The organism is Paenibacillus sp. J22FR5 (genome assembly GCF_059691975.1).
Genome location: NZ_JCAUAN010000035.1, coordinates 46,828 through 66,018, shown reverse-complemented (window position 1 = coordinate 66,018; position 19,191 = coordinate 46,828). Strand labels below are relative to the sequence as shown.

At 50.7% G+C, this 19,191-nt stretch carries 23 protein-coding genes; 16 read left to right on the top strand and 7 right to left on the bottom strand.

Annotated features, from left to right (window positions below; translation table 11 throughout):
- Positions 1 to 212: 212 nt before the first annotated feature.
- Both AC58P7_RS28785 and AC58P7_RS28780 read left to right on the top strand, forming a co-directional pair.
- Entirely contained in the window at positions 213 to 488 is a 276-nt protein-coding gene (locus tag AC58P7_RS28785) for a hypothetical protein (protein WP_497349163.1), read from the top strand.
- Entirely contained in the window at positions 485 to 1,222 is a 738-nt protein-coding gene (locus AC58P7_RS28780) for an S-layer homology domain-containing protein (protein WP_497349161.1), read from the top strand. The genes AC58P7_RS28785 and AC58P7_RS28780 overlap by 4 nt, the downstream gene beginning before the upstream one ends.
- Before the next feature lie 96 nt (positions 1,223 to 1,318).
- On the opposite strand, the gene xylA is transcribed toward AC58P7_RS28780, so the two are convergent.
- Complete coding sequence (xylA, locus tag AC58P7_RS28775) at positions 1,319 to 2,638, bottom strand: xylose isomerase (RefSeq protein WP_497349159.1); 1,320 nt, start codon at positions 2,636 to 2,638, stop codon at positions 1,319 to 1,321.
- Between the two features lie 174 nt (positions 2,639 to 2,812).
- On the opposite strand from xylA, the gene AC58P7_RS28770 reads away from it, so the two are divergent.
- The 3 genes from AC58P7_RS28770 (at position 2,813) to AC58P7_RS28760 (ending at position 5,193) form a co-directional block, all read left to right on the top strand.
- On the top strand, positions 2,813 to 3,988 hold the full coding sequence (locus tag AC58P7_RS28770; RefSeq protein WP_497349157.1) for an ROK family protein: 1,176 nt from the start codon (positions 2,813 to 2,815) through the stop codon (positions 3,986 to 3,988).
- A 115-nt stretch (positions 3,989 to 4,103) separates the two neighbouring features.
- A complete protein-coding gene (locus tag AC58P7_RS28765; protein WP_497349155.1) occupies positions 4,104 to 4,610 on the top strand; it encodes a hypothetical protein in 507 nt (168 codons plus the stop codon).
- A gap of 73 nt (positions 4,611 to 4,683) precedes the next feature.
- Positions 4,684 to 5,193 (top strand): Crp/Fnr family transcriptional regulator, encoded by a 510-nt coding sequence (locus AC58P7_RS28760; RefSeq protein ID WP_497349153.1) that lies wholly within the window; start codon positions 4,684 to 4,686, stop codon positions 5,191 to 5,193.
- Between the two features lie 22 nt (positions 5,194 to 5,215).
- Here the strand turns inward: AC58P7_RS28760 and hmpA are convergent, their stop codons facing one another.
- Together hmpA and AC58P7_RS28750 are read right to left on the bottom strand one after the other, a co-directional pair.
- Positions 5,216 to 6,430: an NO-inducible flavohemoprotein gene (hmpA, locus tag AC58P7_RS28755; protein WP_497349151.1), complete on the bottom strand. Its 1,215-nt coding sequence runs from the start codon at positions 6,428 to 6,430 to the stop codon at positions 5,216 to 5,218.
- Between the two features lie 185 nt (positions 6,431 to 6,615).
- Positions 6,616 to 6,744: a hypothetical protein gene (locus tag AC58P7_RS28750; protein ID WP_497349150.1), complete on the bottom strand. Its 129-nt coding sequence runs from the start codon at positions 6,742 to 6,744 to the stop codon at positions 6,616 to 6,618.
- Positions 6,745 to 6,886: 142 nt separating this feature from the next.
- Here AC58P7_RS28750 and AC58P7_RS28745 point away from each other — a divergent pair, with 142 nt between their 5' ends.
- The gene (locus AC58P7_RS28745; protein WP_497349148.1) at positions 6,887 to 8,713 is read left to right on the top strand and encodes a beta/alpha barrel domain-containing protein; all 1,827 of its coding nucleotides are present in this window, start codon (positions 6,887 to 6,889) and stop codon (positions 8,711 to 8,713) included.
- A 39-nt stretch (positions 8,714 to 8,752) separates the two neighbouring features.
- On the opposite strand, the gene AC58P7_RS28740 is transcribed toward AC58P7_RS28745, so the two are convergent.
- A complete protein-coding gene (locus AC58P7_RS28740) occupies positions 8,753 to 9,388 on the bottom strand; it encodes an FMN-dependent NADH-azoreductase (protein WP_497349146.1) in 636 nt (211 codons plus the stop codon).
- Between the two features lie 321 nt (positions 9,389 to 9,709).
- Between AC58P7_RS28740 and AC58P7_RS28735 the strand changes: the two genes are divergently transcribed.
- From AC58P7_RS28735 to AC58P7_RS28710, 6 genes are all read left to right on the top strand, one after another.
- Positions 9,710 to 10,750: an agmatine deiminase family protein gene (locus tag AC58P7_RS28735; protein WP_497349144.1), complete on the top strand. Its 1,041-nt coding sequence runs from the start codon at positions 9,710 to 9,712 to the stop codon at positions 10,748 to 10,750.
- Positions 10,751 to 10,756: 6 nt separating this feature from the next.
- The gene (gene aguB, locus AC58P7_RS28730) at positions 10,757 to 11,632 is read left to right on the top strand and encodes an N-carbamoylputrescine amidase (protein WP_497349142.1); all 876 of its coding nucleotides are present in this window, start codon (positions 10,757 to 10,759) and stop codon (positions 11,630 to 11,632) included.
- Between the two features lie 12 nt (positions 11,633 to 11,644).
- Positions 11,645 to 12,256: a LysE family translocator gene (locus AC58P7_RS28725; protein WP_497349140.1), complete on the top strand. Its 612-nt coding sequence runs from the start codon at positions 11,645 to 11,647 to the stop codon at positions 12,254 to 12,256.
- A 149-nt stretch (positions 12,257 to 12,405) separates the two neighbouring features.
- Complete coding sequence (locus tag AC58P7_RS28720; RefSeq protein ID WP_497349138.1) at positions 12,406 to 12,873, top strand: hypothetical protein; 468 nt, start codon at positions 12,406 to 12,408, stop codon at positions 12,871 to 12,873.
- A 19-nt stretch (positions 12,874 to 12,892) separates the two neighbouring features.
- Complete coding sequence (locus AC58P7_RS28715) at positions 12,893 to 13,750, top strand: aminoglycoside 6-adenylyltransferase (protein WP_497349136.1); 858 nt, start codon at positions 12,893 to 12,895, stop codon at positions 13,748 to 13,750.
- A 163-nt stretch (positions 13,751 to 13,913) separates the two neighbouring features.
- On the top strand, positions 13,914 to 14,420 hold the full coding sequence (locus AC58P7_RS28710) for an ankyrin repeat domain-containing protein (protein WP_497349134.1): 507 nt from the start codon (positions 13,914 to 13,916) through the stop codon (positions 14,418 to 14,420).
- Between the two features lie 63 nt (positions 14,421 to 14,483).
- Here AC58P7_RS28710 and AC58P7_RS28705 read toward each other — a convergent pair whose 3' ends face one another.
- Positions 14,484 to 14,609, bottom strand: a complete 126-nt coding sequence (locus AC58P7_RS28705; protein ID WP_497349132.1) for a hypothetical protein — start codon at positions 14,607 to 14,609, stop codon at positions 14,484 to 14,486.
- A gap of 39 nt (positions 14,610 to 14,648) precedes the next feature.
- On the opposite strand from AC58P7_RS28705, the gene AC58P7_RS28700 reads away from it, so the two are divergent.
- Positions 14,649 to 14,975 (top strand): EthD family reductase, encoded by a 327-nt coding sequence (locus AC58P7_RS28700; protein ID WP_497349130.1) that lies wholly within the window; start codon positions 14,649 to 14,651, stop codon positions 14,973 to 14,975.
- Positions 14,976 to 15,093: 118 nt separating this feature from the next.
- Here AC58P7_RS28700 and AC58P7_RS28695 read toward each other — a convergent pair whose 3' ends face one another.
- A complete protein-coding gene (locus AC58P7_RS28695; protein ID WP_497349167.1) occupies positions 15,094 to 15,285 on the bottom strand; it encodes a CDGSH iron-sulfur domain-containing protein in 192 nt (63 codons plus the stop codon).
- 158 nt (positions 15,286 to 15,443) lie between these two features.
- On the opposite strand from AC58P7_RS28695, the gene AC58P7_RS28690 reads away from it, so the two are divergent.
- Entirely contained in the window at positions 15,444 to 15,878 is a 435-nt protein-coding gene (locus AC58P7_RS28690) for a YkvA family protein (RefSeq protein WP_497349128.1), read from the top strand.
- A gap of 233 nt (positions 15,879 to 16,111) precedes the next feature.
- Here the strand turns inward: AC58P7_RS28690 and AC58P7_RS28685 are convergent, their stop codons facing one another.
- Positions 16,112 to 17,182 (bottom strand): branched-chain amino acid aminotransferase, encoded by a 1,071-nt coding sequence (locus tag AC58P7_RS28685; protein ID WP_497349126.1) that lies wholly within the window; start codon positions 17,180 to 17,182, stop codon positions 16,112 to 16,114.
- A 131-nt stretch (positions 17,183 to 17,313) separates the two neighbouring features.
- Here AC58P7_RS28685 and AC58P7_RS28680 point away from each other — a divergent pair, with 131 nt between their 5' ends.
- Positions 17,314 to 18,204, top strand: coding sequence for a LysR family transcriptional regulator (locus AC58P7_RS28680; RefSeq protein ID WP_497349124.1), 891 nt, complete (start codon positions 17,314 to 17,316; stop codon positions 18,202 to 18,204).
- A 25-nt stretch (positions 18,205 to 18,229) separates the two neighbouring features.
- The gene (locus AC58P7_RS28675) at positions 18,230 to 19,189 is read left to right on the top strand and encodes a TRM11 family SAM-dependent methyltransferase (protein ID WP_497349122.1); all 960 of its coding nucleotides are present in this window, start codon (positions 18,230 to 18,232) and stop codon (positions 19,187 to 19,189) included.
- The last annotated feature ends 2 nt before the right edge of the window (positions 19,190 to 19,191 follow it).

Sequence of the window (19,191 nt, the reverse complement as noted above, 5' to 3'; positions counted from 1 at the left end):
CGACCTCCTGATGTGGGATTTTAAGGGCTGTAGACCCGTTACGTACTCCCATCGTACAGAGGCGCTCTTTTTTATTCAAATTCCAAATTATTCGTTCCACAGGAATTCTAACGAATATAAATGGTTACTCATTTACAGAGGAGTTCATCAGCGTTACGGATGGTGTGTATCGTGCGCGTGGTTTATCCAATGGGGGTGGCCCGATTTACAACTTGAATAACCAAGTAAGAGGGCAGGATACCGAATTCGTCACGGGTAAAAAACTAGCAAATAACAGCGTCGTGAAGGATTACTCCGATGGCTGGAAAACGATTAGACTGACTCGAAACTGGGATGATTACGGCAACCCGACGCAGTTCGCTATCAGCTTCAAATGGGATTTACAAGGTTCGATGGATCCTTTCTTCCAAAAGTTAACTGAGACATCGTATGTCATTGATCTTACTACGCTTCACCATAAAGGTGCGAATCCGGCGGTGCAGCCATGATGGGAACCGTCGGTAAGGCATCTATCGTCAAAAAGCTTGCCATGATCGTTGCTGGAATCGTGCTTCTAACGACGATGCTTGCAGTAGGAGCTGGGGCAGCGGACGCTGGGGTTAAGCACACGGCAGAAGCCGACAGCTTGAACAAACTCCAGCTGTTTCAAGGCACAGATCGCGGCTACGAACTGGACCAGACGCTAACACGGGCGCAGGGTGCCACGATGCTGCTGCGTCTGTTCGGCTGGGAAACCGCCGCCGCGAATGCACAAGGGCTGAGCTCGCCGTTCACGGACGTGCCGGCGACGCATTGGGCTGCGAAGTCCGTCGACTTCGCATACAGTAAAGCGTTGGTGCACGGCGTCACCAACGAATCCTTTGCGCCGGATGCGAGCATCACCGGCGCGCAGTTCTTGGCGCTGACGCTGCGCGCGCTCGGCTATGCAGAGGCGGAGCCGCAGCAGGCCAGCGAGCTTGCGGCGACAAGCGGGCTGCTCGGCGCGAGCGAGGCGCAGACGATTGCGCTAGGCGCGGTGTTTCGCCGCGACGAGATGGTCGCGGTGGCGTATCGCGCCATCCAGACCAAGCTCAAGGGCAGCACGCGCACGCTGCTGCAGAAGCTGGTCGAGGATGACAAGGCCGTGAGCGTCGAGGCCGCTGTTGCAAGCGGGCTCTATAAGGAGCCCAACGGTGATCCAATGGATCAGATCGAAGATGCGATCCGCGATGCACTGAAATAGGAGCGTTTCACGTCACTTGTGACGCGATAAACAAAAGAATCCCGCCCCAGCCTAACGGCTGAAGCGGGATTTTCACATGTTTGATGATGTTAGCAATTAAGCGTTAAGCAAGTACTGATTCACAGTCGCCTTGATCAATTCCAAACGGCCGGATTGGTTTACGATCGGTCCGTTATTTGCTAGCGCATAAGCTTCTAGTGACTTGAAGTCCGCTTTGCCAGACACGATGTCCGCGCCGATGCCGGATTTGAAGGAGCCATAACGCGTATCAAGGATGTTGTCGAATACTTTATCTTCGATCAATTTTGCTGCAACTTGCAAGCCGCGAGCGAATGCGTCCATACCAGCGATGTGTGCATACACAACGTCGATTGGCTCGAAGGAAGTACGACGAACTTTCGCGTCGAAATTCACGCCGCCACGGCCGATGCCGCCTTCGTTCAAGAGGATTTCGTACATCGCCATCGTCGTGGAGTACAGGTCAGTTGGGAACTCATCTGTATCCCAGCCTAGCAACAAGTCACCTTGGTTGGCATCGATGGAGCCAAGAATACCGTTAACGCGAGCAACACGAAGCTCGTGCTCAAACGTGTGACCAGCAAGTGTAGCATGGTTCGCTTCCAAGTTTAATTTGAAGTAAGGAAGCAGGTCGTATTTTTGCAAGAATGAAAGAGTTGTAGCCGCATCGAAATCGTATTGGTGTTTGGAAGGCTCTTTCGGTTTTGGCTCAATCAAGAATTGACCGTCGTAACCAATTTCCTTCGCATAATCAACTGCCATATGAAGGAAGCGAGCAAGGTTGTCGAGTTCAAGACCAAGGTCCGTGTTCAAAAGCGTTTCGTAACCTTCACGCCCACCCCAGAACACGTAGTTTTCAGAGCCAAGCTCTTTCGCGTGATCCAAAGCTTTCTTCACTTGTGCTGCCGCATAAGCAAATACTTCGGCATTGTTGGAAGTTGCTGCCCCGTGAACGAAGCGCGGGTTTGTGAACATGTTCGCTGTGTTCCAAAGGAGTTTTTTGCCTGTGGAAGCCATTTTATCTTTGATCAAACCAACGATTTCGTCGAGGTTTGCGTTTGTTTCTTGCAGCGTGCTGCCTTCAGGCGCGATATCGCGGTCATGGAATGCGAAGTAGTCCACATCGAGAATGTTCAATAGCTCAAAGCAAGCATCAACGCGAGCTTTCGCCAGCTCCATGCCGTCGTATTTGTCCCAAGCGCGGACGTTCGTACCAGCACCGAAAGGATCGGAGCCATTAGCGGAGAAGGAATGCCAGTAAGCGATTGCAAAGCGCATATGTTCGCGCATGCTTTTGCCTAGAATCACTTGATCTGGGTTATAAAATTTAAAGGAAAGCGGGTTCGTGGATGTCGGGCCTTCGTACTTAATCGTTTGAACGTTATCGAAGTAGCTCATGAATTTAGCCTCCAAATAAATGATTGATAAATGCTTATGAAGTCATCATAGCATCATTCCAATAGTTTGTAAATTCATTAAACAAACTTAGTTGATGCGTGAAAAAGTCTTCTATGTTAGAATCATTTTCATAGCGATGGCTCGCAGCATTAGGGAACGGTATGGAGGATAACCATGAAACAAACAGGCGACTTAAACCTCGTGAAAAAAATAAATAAAACAATCGTGCTGCATCACATTCGCACAGATTCACCGATTTCACGCGCGAGAATCGCTGAGATTACGGGGCTGACGAAGGCGACAGTGTCCAGTCTGGTGAACGAGCTCATCGAGAGCTCCCTCGTGGAAGAGATTGGTGTAGGGGAATCGAGCGGCGGGCGTAAGCCGATGATGCTTCTTTTTAACGGAACAGCGGGATATGCGATTGGTGTCGATCTCGGCGTGCACGATATACTCGCAGTGCTTACGGATCTAACGGGGAAGGTGATTCGCGAACATCGCATTCAGCATCATAATGAGAGCGTAGAGCAGATCACACACCTGTTGAAAACGACGATTCGTGAGCTGATCGAAACGGCTCCAGAGAGTGTTTATGGGGTCATTGGCATTGGCCTTGGCGTTCCGGGCATCTGTGATGAGGAGGGGAATTTGTTATTTGCTCCGAATCTCGGTTGGGAAAATGTGCCGCTGCAAGCGCAGTTGGAAGCTGAATTCGGTCTTCCGATCGTGATTGATAATGAAGCGAACGCCGGGGCTGTGGGAGAGAAGCAGTTCGGAGCAGGCAAAGACACGGCGAATCTCGTCTATGTATCGATTGGCATGGGGATCGGGGCAGGTATTATTATCAAAAACGAGCTGTATCGCGGTGCGACGGGTTTCTCCGGCGAGATCGGGCACATCTCGATTCAGCATGACGGCCCCAAATGCCGCTGCGGCAGCTTGGGCTGTTGGGAGCTATACGCATCGGAGCATGCGTTATTGGAGCAAGCGGGTCAAGAACTAGGGCACGATGTGGATCTAGAGGCTTTATTAAGCAAAGCCGAGAGTGGTGACGCAGGGGTCATTGCGCTTTTTGAACGGCTGGGCTATTACCTTGGTGTCGGTGTTGTGAACATTATTAACGGGTATAATCCGGAATTTATCATTCTTGGCGGACGGTTGGCTGGAGGCGAGAAATGGTTGATGAAGCCGCTGCTAGAGCTGCTAGAGAAGCGTTCGCTCCCGCATCCGCGCAAGCAACTGAGAGTAGAATTTTCGGAGCTTCGTGATCGGTCGACCGTGCTTGGGGCGGCGTCTTTTGCTGTGACGAAGTTCTTTTCTTCGACAACGGTGTCGGTGGAGCGAAATTAGCGTCAAAATGGCAACTTAAGTCATTGACCTAATCTCTGTACATTTTGTAAAATGGGAGAGGTCTAAGTTTGGCACGGCTTCGTGTATCCCTTATAGAAAAGGACGGGAACCAACGATGTTTCTTCGTTCGCTTATCATTTGCTGCTATTTGATGGGAGCATATTGGGCTTCCTATCACTTTCCATCGATGAAGATGGTCTTTTACCCAACGCTGGGGGCATTTAGTTTTCTTTTCATGCATCGCGTAGACAATATCAAGGAAATTCGCCGCATTATTATCGGAGCCATTATCGCGGTGACGATGGGCAGTCTTTTTTATTCCATAAGCACGGGCGCGATTTCTTTCTTTTTAACAGCCCTCGTGACGATAACCCTTATTCAGTTTTTCAAGTGGAATGCGGCGCCGATCCTGGCAGTCTCATTCATCCCCTATTTCGCACATCCCGTCTCCATGTGGGCACTGCCGATTGCGGTACTTGTGTCGCTAACAGGGCTGCTAATCTCGATATGGCTCATTGGCAAGGTTGAGCAGATGAAATGGTATGTAAGCGTATCGGGGAAAATAGCACAGGTACTTGTACAGATTCGGACTCCCTTGGAGCCTTTGAAGAAAGAACTATAGCCGCTATACAACGAGAAAAAAGCGATCAGCAGAAAACTGCTGTCGCTTTTTTCAAATCAAAGGAGAATCGAAGATGAAACTGCATAAGGGAGAAATCTTGTTCCGCCAAGGAGAGACGGGCTCACTGTTTAAACTGCACTCGGGTCTGTTGAAAATAGTCCGTTCACATGAAGATGGTAACACGACACTTGTGAATATCATCGTACCAGGTGAGACGATTCCGCATCACTCGCTGATTAGTCCAAGCGCCTACTATGCAACAGCGATTGCGCTGGTTACTAGTGACGTTGAAGTACTGCCTGCTGCGCAGTGGTATGCGGATTTGGAACGCAGCCCAGAGCACTTTCGTACGATTGCTCGTCAGTTACAGGAGAAACTACGCATGATGCAGCAGCGTATAGATCAACTGACCGAAGTCGCTCCAGCGGCTAAATTATTGAAAATGGAATCATGGTTTCAACATTATATTGGAGCGTTGAAGCTGACAGACGTGCTAACTCAGGAGGAGATCGGTCAGTTCATCGGGCTACGCCGAGAAACCGTGAATCGATTGCTGAGGGAAGCTGGGAGAAAGAGCGATTAGGCTTTTCTCCATAAGCTTGCCATTACAGCGTGCCTGCAGGACCGAAAAATTCATAGTGGCGGTCCGCTTCGGCAACCCCCCAGGCGATGAGTGCTTGATTCACCGTTTTCATAAACGGTACGGGTCCACAGAAGTAAAAGCTTCCATTGACAGTGGGCACAACACTTTGTATCCAAGGTAAATCCAGATATCCTTCTTTATGGTAAGCTTGCTCGTTGGAATCCACATCAGTAGGCTGCGCATAGCACCAAGCGACGTTCACTTGAGGGTGCTCCTTGGCAAGATCTTCGATCTCTGCACGGAGCGCATGGTGTTGACTGTTCTGAGCGGCATGGATAAAGGTAACTTTTCGATCCGGCTGCGTCGTTGCAAGTACATGGAGCATACTCACCATAGGGGTGAGTCCAACCCCGCCGCTGAGAAGTGTAACTGGGCGCGTATCCTTCAGATCCAGTGTGAAGTCACCGGCAGGTGCGGACAGCCACACAACATCTCCCTCTTGAATCTGGTTGTGTAAATAGAGGGATACCTTGCCTGCAGGAACCGCAGGGTTAGTGTCCTCACGTTTGACCGAGATCCGATAGAACGGCTTTCCAGGTGCATGTGAGAGGCTATACTGCCGAATATGCGTGTGCTCTTCGCCAGGTATCTGAATGCGGATACTGACATACTGTCCAGGTTCAAATGCAGCAAGAGGACCTTTATCCTGTGGTGTCAGGTAGAAGGACGCAATGACGTCGCTCTCTCTTTTTTTACCTGCGATAATGAACGGTCTGAAATCGCTCCAACCCCCAGGCTGCTGAGCTGAATTCGTATACATGTCAGTCTCAACCCCAATGAATGCATTAGCAATGACCCCGTAGGCTTCAGCCCAAGCTCCAAGAATTTCATCCGTGGCTGCATCGCCCAGCACATCTTGGATCGCTCCTAACAAATTTTCGCCTACGATAGGATAATGCTCGGCTTTGACGCCAAGACTGCGATGCTTATGGGCAATTTGTTTGACAGCAGGCAGAATGGCTTCCAACCGATCAATATGCACGGCTGCTGCGTAGACGGCGTTTGCAAGAGCTGTTTGTTGCCGGCCTTGTTTTTGATTGGCGTGATTGAATAGATTTAATAGCTCAGGGTGAGCCGTGAACAGTCTGTCGTAGAAACGTTTGGTTATTGCTACACCATGAACTTCGAGTACAGGCACGGTGGATTTAATGACTCGTATGGTTTGTTCGCTTAACATGTAGGATCATCTCATTTCCAATAGAATGGCTTGATGTCCTCAGTATAGCGAACAAGAGGATGGGGACTCTGTGATTAAAATCACAGGGAATGGTAACAAAGTGTGTCTATGGGCAGAGGAAAGGATACGCGGTATACTGGATAAAACATCCAAAAGAGGAGGCGGCCTATGCCCGACTGGTCGTATCATACGATTTTCAAACCGCTGCTGTTCAGGCTTGGTGGGCGAAGAGCAAGGGATCTCACGCTGCATGCGATAGGCGGGCTAAGCCGCGTTCCCGGCGGCACCTTCGTGATCCGCACGATGGGGCACATTGAACTGTCGCCCCTGCTTGAGGGCGAGCTAGCAGGCGTGCGGATCGCCTGCCCGGTAGGCCTTAGCGGCGGGCTTGACCCGCACGGCACCGCACACAAAGCCCTCGCCCAGTTCGGGCTCGGCTTCATCGAACTCGGACCCGTGACGGTCCGAGCGATACATAGCGCCGCGCCCATTGAGCGCGCGGCGGCGGATGAAGCCATCGTCTACCCCGATGGCTACGTGAACGACGGCGCGGACGCGATCGCTGCGCGCCTGCGCAAGGGCACGGGGCATCGACTGCCGCACTTCGTGCGGCTGCGGCCGATGCCGGGGAGCTCGCCGTACGAAGCGCTTGAAGAGCAGCGGGAGCTGCTCCTGGGGCTAGCGCCGTACGCGGCGGGGTTCACCCTCGATGGCCTTGCCGAAGGCTGGCCATTGGGGGCGGCTTTGGCGTACCTCATGGAGGTGCGCCAGCTTGCGCAAGCGGCTGCCCCGGGCAAGCCAGTGCTGCTGTATGTGCCGCGGCAGATCCCCTTGGGGGAGCTGCGGGCTTGTGTAGACACCGCGCGAAGCTTCAGCGGTGTCGTGCTCGGCGACGCGCATAGGGAGCCGGGCTCACGCCGCGAGCGCGTCGGCGGCGGTGTCCCATTGCTCAGCGCGGAGTTGAGCAAGGTTCGGGCACTGCGCGAGGCGCTGGGCGAGCGCAGCACGATTGTGGCGGCTGGCGGCGTGCATCAGCCGGAGGACGCGCTAGCGTTGCTGGCAGCAGGCGCGAATAGCGTCATGCTGCACAGCGGGCTCGTTTATACGGGGCCAGGGCTGCCGAAACGCATCAATGAAGCGATCCTGTATGATCGTCTCACAAAGCCTGTAACTTCTGGAGCCGTTGTGACGGTGCCTAACGATGGCACTTTCCCCTCCAACGAGCAGGCCGCCGATCCTAACGACGCGGCTTGTCAACCTTCCACCTCTACGACAGCTCCCATGCTAGTGGAGACCCCAATCTTGCCATCCTTCCCCCCAACCCCATCCTTCTGGGCGAATTGGGGATGGATGAGCTTACTGGGCTTAGGTATGATGATCGGCGGCGTTCTCGCATGGCTTATCGCAGCGACGACGGTGGTTTTGCCGTACGATGAAGACTTTTTGGGCAGATCTCGCAGCGAAATCATCCGTTTCAATGCACATCTCCTGCATTTCATGTCTCATGATCGCATCACCTTGGCGGGGACAATGATCTCCATCGGCATTTTCTATTATCAGCTAGCTCATCACGGGCTGCGTTGTGGACTGCATTGGGCTCGTACAGCCGTCATATCCTCGTGTGTTGTAGGATTTAGCAGTTTCTTTCTCTATCTGGGATATGGTTATTTTGATCCGCTGCATGCGGTTGTCGCTGTGATCCTTTTGCCGATGCTGCTGCTCACAGTGCGTGGCTTAAAAGATGTTCCCTCACGTAAGCCGCCAAGATTAAGAAATGATCGGGTATGGCTCAGAGCTCAGTGGGGGCAGTGCTGCTTGGTGGTGCTTGGCTTTGGTTTGGGGATTGGGGGACTTACCATATCCCTAGTAGGGATCACGGGTGTTTTCGTCCCGAGTGATTTGGCGTATTTGGGTCTAAGCACTTCGGAGCTGTCTGCTTGGAGTGATTACATGATCCCACTCATCGCGCATGATCGTGCGGGCTTTGGAGGCGCGTTATTCTCTTTGGCCGTGGCGATCACCGCATCGGCGCTCTGGGGTGTCAATCAAGGTGAAGGCTGGTTGTGGTGGACGTTCCTCTGGGGAGGGATGCCAGGCTTCATCGCGGGACTATTTGTACATGCGCATATTGGTTACACAGATTTTGTACATTTGCTGCCTGTGTACATTGCGGCGCTGCTCTATATAGCTGGGTTATATTTAACGTATCCGTTTCTGCTAGGTGCTTCTTCCTCACCCAAAGAAATGCCGACAGTTCAAATGAACCGTCGGCAAGAAGGATAGTTAACCTGAGGTCACCCTTTAGGGGTGGCCTTGTCTTGTTTAGAAGCTTTTAGCCAAATCCTGCGCCTTGCTAATCGCATCCGCTTTGATTTGTTGCGCTTTATCTGGGAATTGGTTATGCCCTTCAACAAAGAGCCCCTGCGTTTCGGGAATACCGAAGAATGCCATTATGATGCTGATGTACCGATGGCCCGATTCCATGGCTGCAGCCGGACCTTCCGAATACATACCACCGCGTGCTTGGATATGCAGTGCCTTTTTGCCAGAAAGTAATCCTACGGGACCGGCTTCCGTGTACTTAAACGTTTTGCCAGCCACACAAAGAGCATCCAGATAAGCCTTCATTACTGGAGGGAATGAGAAGTTCCACATCGGTGTAACAAAAACGTATTTGTCTGCCGCAATAAACTGCTCCGTAATTTCGCTAATTCGGCCTACTTTGGAGCTTTCGTCGCTAGTCAGAGAAGAAAATTCTTGTCCGCTTCGCAATTTGCCCCAGCCGCTGAACACATCCGCATCAATATGCGGCACTTGGACACGATACAAGTCAATAGGAATCACTTCATCGTTCGGGTTCGCTTCCCGATAAGCGTCAATAAAAGCTTTGCCGACGGCCATACTGTAGGAGCTTTGGTGGTCGTGTGGATGCGCAGTAATATGCAGAACTGTTGCCAATGTGATCCATCCCTTCGGGAAACGTTTGATATAAATCCTCTTCTAATGTTTATTAAAAGCCGTAAAAATATGCAGGTAGGAAATGGCGCAGCATTTACATTCGTGAAGCGATGATTGGTTGGTAACAATGTTGCAACCGTTACATTCGTGAAGCGATGATTGGTTGTCAACAAGATTTGGACGCGGAACTACCTATTTACATTGAGCCTTGGCTCCTTTTGAGTTATGATGGGAGACGATGTTTTTATTTGGCTTCCTTTATAAGCAATTTATTCGGATATGAAGCTACATTAAATTTAAGATAAAGTGAGATGATGGATGATGACGACGAAACCAAAGGATTTACACTATAGCATGCCAGCAGAATGGACAGAGCACGAGCGCACCTTTATTTCTTGGCCTGTGCAAGCGTCGATGGTTTACCCGGAGGATCACGCGGTTGTGTCCCAAGGCTATGCGGATTTGGCGAAGGCCATTGCGGAGTTTGAGCCTGTTACAGTGATCGTGAACCCTTCCGACGCAGCTGGGGTGAAAGCGATGTTCACGGAGTCCAACGTGGAGTTCCTTGAGATTCCACATAATGATGCATGGTTCCGTGACAATGGTCCGACGTTCGTACTTAACGCGCAGCAAGAAATCGCGGCAGTGAATTGGAAGTTCAACGCATGGGGCGGCAAATACGCGCCTTGGGATTTGGATGATAACGTAGCCCCGCAAATCGCGGAGCATTATGGTGTGAAACGTTTTGACGCTCCGCTCGTCATGGAGGGAGGCTCCATCCACGTGGATGGGGAAGGTACTCTTTTGACGACCGAAGAATGTCTACTGAACACGAATCGCAACCCGGATCTGAGCCGTGCGGAGATTGAGGAGCATGTCCGCAATTTCGTGAATGTGGAGAAAATTATCTGGCTGAACAAAGGGCTGGACGGCGACGAGACCGATGGTCACGTAGATAACATTGCATGCTTCGCGGCTCCAGGCAAAATCATTCTGCAAGTCTGTGGCGATCCTTCGGATGCCAACTATGCGATTACGCAGGAGAATTTGGAGATTCTTCGTAGTAGCACAGATGCCAAAGGCCGTTCATTTGAGATTATCCAAATTGAGCAACCACCGCTTACTTTCTTTGAAGAGCAGCGCTTGACGCTTAGCTATTTGAACTTTTACTTCGTGAACGGCGGCATTATTTTGCCGGTGTTTGGCGGGACAGCTGAGGAGACGGACCGCAAGGCGATTGAGGCGCTCCGCGCAGCGTTCCCAGATCGCAGAATCCGTACGATTAACGGCATGTCCATTATCAAAGAAGGCGGCAATGTGCATTGCACGACGCAGCAGATGCCAGCCAGCAAGAAAGGGTGATTACACGTGAGAAAAGTGACTGTAGCAGCTACACAAATGAGCTGTTCCGAAAACATAGATGACAACATTCGCAAGGCGGAGAAATTGGTTCGAGAGGCTGCCGCGAAGGGCGCGCAAATTATTTTGATTCAAGAGCTGTTCGAAACGCCGTATTTCTGCCAAAAAGAAAAGTCCGATTACTACCGCTATGCGACGGAACTTGAGACAAACAAAGCGATCAATCACTTCCGTGAGATCGCCAAGGAGCTTGCGGTTGTATTGCCGATCAGCTTTTATGAGAAAAAGAACTACGCTCGCTACAACTCGCTTGCTGTGATCGATGCCGATGGCGCTGTGCTCGGCACCTACCGCAAAAGCCATATCCCCGACGGTCCGGGGTATGAGGAGAAATTCTACTTTAACCCGGGTGATACCGGCTTCAAGGTGTGGAAAACTCGCTATGCCAAAATCGGAGTCGGCGTTTGTTGGGATCAGTGGTACCCGGAGGCTGCTCGCGTGATGGCGTTAATGGGTGCGGAGTTGCTCTTCTACCCAACGGCTATCGGCTCAGAGCCGCAGGATGGTTCGATCGATTCCAAGGATCACTGGCAAATGTGCATGCGCGGTCACGCGGCTTGTAACTTGATGCCGGTTATCGCATCGAATCGGATTGGCAAAGAAGAAGATGAGGATTCCAGTATCAATTTCTATGGTTCGTCCTTCATTGCAGGCCCGCAGGGCAATCTGATCGAGGAAGCTGGTCGCGACGAGGAAACTGTCCTGGTTGCTGAGTTTGATCTCGATCAGCTGGAAATTCAGCGTATCGAATGGGGTATTTTCCGGGATCGTCGTCCCGATCTCTACAAGAAAATTGCTACTTACGATGGTGAGCAGGTGTTCTAATTGCTTATCCCGTTGTTAAAAGGACTTCTACTTGGCTTCTCAATCGCGGCACCTGTGGGTCCCATCGGGATCTTATGTATGCGCAGGACATTGACGTTAGGCCGCTTGCATGGCTTTCTGTCTGGGTTGGGTGCCGCAACCGCGGATGCGATTTATGGGTTTATCGCCGGGTTCGGCTTGACGTTGATCACCAGCTTCCTCTTGGATCAAAAGGTGATTCTGCAGCTTGCTGGCGGTCTGTTCCTCATCTATTTGGGGGTGCAAACCTTCCGTTCCAAGCCTGCAGTTGAGGCGGCCAAAGCGACAGGGGACACGTTGTTCAAATCCTATGCGTCCACGCTGCTGCTCACCTTTACGAATCCGATGACCATCATGTCGTTCGTGGGCGCATTCGCCGGACTCGGGTTGGGAGACAACGCTGCTGCGGGTTTCACGCCTGCGATAGCTCTCGTGACAGGCGTGTTCACAGGCTCAGCGTTTTGGTGGCTGCTATTGAGTTTGCTGGTGGGGCTGCTCCGGGATCGCATCAAAGGAACTGCGTTCCTGTGGATCAACCGCGTCTCGGGGGCGATGTTAACGGTATTTGGTTTGTTCGCAGTGATAGGGCTACTCTTTCGGGAGTAGTCTTTTTTGCGTTTAGGGTTTGAGCAGCATGCTGTGAATCGGCATATCGATTCATAGGAGCTGGTGGCGGAACGATACTAGATGTAGATTGAGCCATGGCTGCGCGTATATGATATATTGGGACAATATGGGAAATAGGAGGGTGACGAATGAGCGAATTTTACTTTATCGCCGCGGAGCAGCCGCTGCCGGTGCTCGATCTTAGAGGGCTTGTGAGGATGAAGGTAAAAGACATCAAAAAGATGGATCCGCTCCCTACGGGAGCGTTGCCTTGGGATGAATTAGATGATGAGCTGGATGTATGGTATGCAGGCGCGGAATCGGATATGGAAGGACTACAAATTGCCGAATGCAAGAATCCACCATATCGGCTAGATGTATATATAAGCAAGCCTTATGTCTATTGGATCGGCGGGAGTTGGGATACGGCGTGTAGGGAACGGCTTTTAGCCTATTTGAATAATCTGTACCCGCTTGCGAGTCCCATTGAACTGTGGGCGATTTGGTATGGCGGGGGCATTCAAGAAATTGAAACGCTTGAGTTGGAGTTGGAGAAGTTAACAACCGCGGATCTGTCATGGTTCCAAGGCGGGAATAGATGTATCGTACTCAAATGACTCGAAAGGGTAGATGACTATGCGTAATGAACAAGAAATGATGTCCTTAATTCTAGATACAGCAAGGCATGATGAGCGAATACGTGCGGTAATGATGAATGGATCGCGTACGAATCCTAATGTGCCGCGGGATGATTTTCAGGATTACGATATCGTCTATTTCGTGCAGGAAACGGACTCATTCCGTACGGATCCCAGCTGGATCGATCATTTTGGAGAGCGGCTCATCATGCAAATGCCGGATGAAAATGAAATGTATCCATCGGAGCCAACGGAACGTATCGTATACCTCATGCAATTCCAAGATGGGAATCGGATCGATCTGACATTAATTCCTCTAGCACAGCGGCATCAACTTCTTGAGCCGGATAGTCTAAGCGAGCTGATTTTAGATAAAGACGGTACAGTAGGGCCGTTCCCCGCGGCGAGCGATAGAGACTACCATATCCGCAGGCCATCGGAGAAGAAATTTCAAGGAGGCTGCAATGAGTTCTGGTGGATCTGTTTGAACATAGCAAAAGGGCTTTGGCGCGAAGAGTTGACCTATGTTATGTATATGTACGAGCAAATCAACCGCAATGTCCTCATCCAGATGATCGAGTGGAAAATTGGGATGCGTTCTGATTTTACGATGAGTGCGAGCAAATGTGGAAAGTACATCAAAGAGCATCTGACCACAGAAGAATGGCAAGCTTATTTGGCAACCTATTCGGATACTGATTACGATAACATCTGGGATGCCCTTTTTGCGATGTGCGACCTGTTTCGTGAAACGGCCAAGGAGGTCGCTGCTCGGCTAAATTTTGAATACGTTTACTCGGAAGAGCGGAATGTTCTTAGTTATCTGAAAGAGGTTAGAAGTCGGCCGAAGAGGTGATAAACCCATTTGGTTTAGCGGTAGATGGCTTGATGCGTAACTGGGGACGGTTGTGTTCGGAGTGGAGAGGGAAAAGGGCCATCTAACCTAGAATGTAAAAAAGGGAATCGCTGAATTTTTGCCGAATTGAAATAACATAAAAGTTAGAGGAGGCCCCCCCTACATGATCAACGACATTTTTACAGCAGCTCGCACCGGCGACGTAAGTCGCGTAAGGGATTTGCTGGATGCGGATCTTTCGCTCGCCAATGCGGAAAACAGCGATGGACTTACCCTTTTAGGCTTCGCGGCACATTTCGGTAAGGGAGAAGTGGTCAAGCTGCTTCTGGAAAATGGAGCTGATGTGAATGCCTTATCTCACTCCAAAGTCAGCTATATCCCTTCCAATACGGCCTTACACGCAGCTATTGCAGGTGAGCGGAGCCTGGAAGTTATTGCGCTGCTGCTCGCTCACCGTGCGAAGACGGCCATTATGGATAGCAATGGGCATACCTCTTTACATGTGGCCGCTTTCCATAAGGATAGTACACAGATTATTGGGTTATTGCTCGAATATGGTGCGGATGTAAATGTGAAGACAGTGGACGGCGTTTATGCAATTGATCTGGCCAAAGAGCAAGGACATACTGCGGTGATTGACGTTCTCAGGGAGCATGGTGCAGTAGGTTAATGTAAGGCGTCTAGCGAAGATATACGGTGAACAGAGGACATTCAGGCTAGCACTGCTGGCGAATTACAGAATGTCCTTTTTGGCTTGGAGTTTTTTATTTGCTGCAACTAATCGGTATAAGCTAGCCCCGAGCAAGCCTAGGAGAGGGACATCGGGATTATTTTCTGTTGACTCTATCGCTAGTGTCATCGTTTATCATGCTCATATCCCCATTAAGGAGCTGAGCGCATGCTGGTATTAACGTTTCACTACAAACAAGGTATCCCTTTTGATGAGAATTACTATTTGAATAAACATGTTGCATTGCTATCCCGAAAGACCGTGCTAGAGATGGGGGCCTCCAAGTATGAGGTCAAAAAGGTCCTATCTTCAGCAGACGGAACTACACCTGCGTATTCGTTTATTTTCAGTTTGTATTTTGAAACGAAAGAAGCCTTGGAGACATTCATAAGCGATCCTAGAGTTCAGGAACTGAAGGATGACGTTGCAAATTATTATAGTGGGGAGCAAGACATTTACATCGAAGAAGTTGTTGCCACGTTCTTAGGGGATTGAGAGGAACTGTGAGTCATGGTATGTTGGAAAAGAGTTAAAAGGGTTGTTCCACAAGTAGATAAATCTGCTTGAGAACAACCCTTTAGGTTATAGATAGGTTATAGTATCCTAGCGTGGATTAGGCGCGAACCTGACTTTCAAATTTCCCCTTATGAGCACCGCTGCAATATGGTTTGTTAGATGAGAGCCCACAACGACACAGATAGATCTGATCTTTCGATTCCATTGGTTTTCCTTCGCCATCCATTAACGTAACGCCACTTGCGAGCAGGGGACCATTATCTAGAACTTTAATTTCTGCCACAACTATGCACCTCCATTTTTTAACCATTGTTGCCAGAAGCCGATTAACTATAATCAAATAGAGCATAACAATAAGAAGTAAGCCGAAACCAAGACTTTATGTGGCAGATAGGTGTAAAATAGTGGATATACATAGGTAGATGAAATGAATGGAGTGATCATGAAATGAATCCTTCCAAATATGAGAAATACTTCTCTATTGAGGGCTTCTGGTCCAAGCTGAAAAAGGGTGCCAAGAAAGCCGGCAGTAAAGTGATTTATAGCGGGTTGCTGCTATTTTATGCGTTGGAAAGTCCGAAAACACCGCTCCGCGCGAAGGTTCAAATCTATGGGACCCTCGGGTACCTCATTTTGCCGCTGGATCTAATCCCCGATTTGCTGCCAGTTGTGGGGTATGTCGATGATTTAAGTGCGCTAGGCTTTGCCTTAGCGGCAGTTTCGAAGAGCATCGATGACGAGGTTAGACGTAAAGCGAAGAACAAGCTGAGGGATTTCCTCGGGGATGATGCAGTTAGCAGCAAGGATATTATCGATATTGATGGTCATGTTGTGGAGGAGCAGGGAAAAGCGAAGGACGATGATGGCGAGAGCGGGAAATAAGGGTGGTGAACCACTGCTATTTCGGATGTGAAGCTCTTTTTGGTGAAAATAAGGGTGGTTGACCACCGCTATTCCATCGAATTGAGCGGCATATAAGCGCAAACGAAGGAAATAAGAGGGGTGAACCACCGCTAATTCGGATGTGAAGCTGGTTTTTGTGAGATTAAGTGTGGTTGACCACCACTATTCCCTCGATTGAGCACTATTTACGCGAATGTACCCGTCACTGCCGCCTAAACCGACAGTAACCAGCCAAACGTGTCCGGCAGCTTGCCGCTTTGAATACCCGTGATGGTCGTGTACAGACGTTCCACCAATTCACCCGTTTTCCCCTGGTTAATCACCATAGATGTACCGTTCCACAACAGGCTGCCGATTGGCGAGACAACCGCTGCGGTTCCTGTGCCAAAAGCCTCTTCCAGCGACCCATTCGCATGGGCCCTAACAATGTCATCGATCGAAATTTTACGCTCGGACACCGGAATACCCCATTCTTTGAGCAGGTGGATAATGCTACCACGTGTGATACCCTCCAGAATGCTGCCGCTAAGGCTAGGCGTGACAACTTCTCCGTTGATTTTGAAAAAGACGTTCATACTGCCGACTTCTTCCAAATATTTCTTCTCGATCGCATCGAGCCAGAGCACCTGCGCACAGTTATGCTCTTTGGCAAGTGTTTGCGCCTTCAGGCTGCCTGCGTAATTGCCCGCTGCTTTGGCGACACCGGTTCCACCTTGAACAGAACGTGCATAATGGCTCTCGACAAGGATGTTAACCGGCTTCAGCCCTTCCTCATAGTAAGCATCGACCGGCGACATAATGATAAGGAACGAATAGTGCGTAGCAGGGCGCACACCTAAGGCTGCTTCCGTAGCAATGACGAAGGGGCGGATGTAAAGGGATGAGCCTTTCTTCTTCGGTACCCAGGCAGCATCGACACGAACTAGCGCCTGAATAGCACTGACAATGAATGCTTCGTCCATTTGCGGGATGCTGAGTCGTTCACTGGAGCGGTTCAAGCGCTTCGCGTTTTGATCAGGTCGGAACAACATAATCTCATCACTCTCGGTGCGAAAAGCCTTCATACCCTCGAAAACCGCTTGCCCATAGTGAAAAACCATCGCCGCAGGATCATGCGAGATCGGACCATAAGGAACGATGCGTGGATCGTGCCAGCCCTGGCCTTCTTCGTAATCCATCATAAACATATGACTCGTAAAATGCTTCCCAAACCCGAGATTCTCGTCTAAATTGGGCATGGTTTTGCCGTTGTGATTAGGTTCTATTCGAATGCTTCCGTACATGTGATACGCCGCCTTTCATATGGAGGGTTCCGTAAATCTATTACCCTTAACTATAGAAAATTTGCAATCATTGATCAATTGCGATTTATCAATTACTATCATAGTTAATAACTATGATCGGAGAGTGTCAGGTGGATTATCGGTTGTTGGTGTATTTTTTGGCGGTGTGTGAGGAGCTGCACTTCACCAAAGCAGCGGAGAAGCTGGGAATCAGCCAGCCTACACTCAGTCAACAGATCCGATTGTTGGAGGATCGGGTGGGTTCACCTCTTTTTCAGCGCATCGGCAAAAAGATTTATGTGACGGAAGCGGGCGAGATTCTGCGCAAGCATAGTCGAAACATTTTTCATGAGCTGGAGCAGGCGCAAATGGCGATGAATGAGCTCCAAGGGATGCAGAGAGGACGGCTGCGAATCGGCTGTTCGGGGAATCATTTGCTGACGGCGACGATTATGACGTTTCATGCGAAATATCCCAAAATCGAGCTTTCCGTGATGGAGTTGGCCACCGAAGAGACCAAAGAAAAGCTGCTCAGCAACGAGCTCGATGTGGGTGTTGTGTTTTTGCCGGAAGAGGATGAGCAATTGAAGTGTATTCCGTTGTATCAGGAGAAGCTTCAACTGGTAGTTTCGGCTCAGCATCCATTTGCCTACGAGCAGGTGAAGGAGATTCGGTTGGCGGAGCTCACAGAGATTCCGATTGCGATGCTGCAGCAGAAGTTCTACGTTCGCCAAATGATGGACGATTGCTGTGCCCAGAATGGACTTGCCTGGAAGCCCATTGTGGAGCTGTCGACACTGGAGTCTCTGCTGCAGATGGCTAAGAACCACGTGTGCGGGGCAATTTTGCCTCAATCGTATGTGGAGAGCATGGGCGGTCAGATGCATGAGCAGCAGCTTTGTGCGATCCCGATCATCGCTCCCATTCCGCAGAAGGAAGTGGGGATTGTGTATCGGAAGGATATGTTCTTGTGTAAAACGATGGATACGTTCATGAAGCAGGTTATTCAGGAGTTTGCTTAATGTGGGAAAGAGTGAGGGATCGAGGATGAAACATATCTATGTATTTGCCTGCCATGAAGATGAGCAGGCTTTGTGTCAGTTAGAGCTGCGCACGTTGCTGGGCGCAGACGCTGTTATTGGTGCGCGCTACGCCGTCAGCGCTCGTAAGGTTGAACCGAGCCGCAGCCCGTTTCTGAAGATGCGGATGGATGTTGCTTATGAGGCCGACAGCCTGCCTGCGCTGGCCTCACAGTTAAGCACATTGACCGTGCGAGGGGCAACGTTCAAGGTTGTGTTCGCGGAGACGGACACGGCGGTCGATTATGACCGCCAGCGGAGCGTCGAGCGCGAACTGGGTCTTGGGCTGCGCGGCAAGGCCGAGATGCGCAGGCCTGAGCAATATTTCGCCGTGACGGAGCTGGGAGGCCGGTGGTTGTTCGGCGAGGGCAGCTACGGCGAAGCGGTGTGGCTTCAGCATCAGCAGAAGCCGCAGAACTACTCCACCGCCCTAGGCACGCGCCTCGCGCGGGCGGTGGTGAACATTGCCGTGCCCGAGGTGGCGGGCACGCGGGTCATTGACCCGTGCTGCGGCATCGGCACGGTGCTGGTGGAGGCGATGTCGATGGGGATCGACATTGTGGGCTACGACATCAACCCGCTGGCCGTGCGCGGCGCGCGGGTGAATCTGGACCATTTCGGCATGCCGGATGTGGTCCAGATCGCAGACATGCGGACGCTCGTTCCGCATACGGAAGACGCCTTGCAAGGTAGTCCGCAGCGCATCTACGATGCGCTTATTCTGGACATGCCTTACAACCTATGCTCTGTCCTTCCGGAGGCAGAGAAGCTGGACATGCTGCAAACCGCCCGCCGGTTAGCGCGGCGCGCGGTTATTGTAACGACAGAGCAGATCGACTTGCTTTTGACCGAAGCAGGCTTTCACATCGATTCACGCTGTACGGTGAACAAAGGTAACTTCAGCCGACAGATTATCGTTTGCGTCTAGCT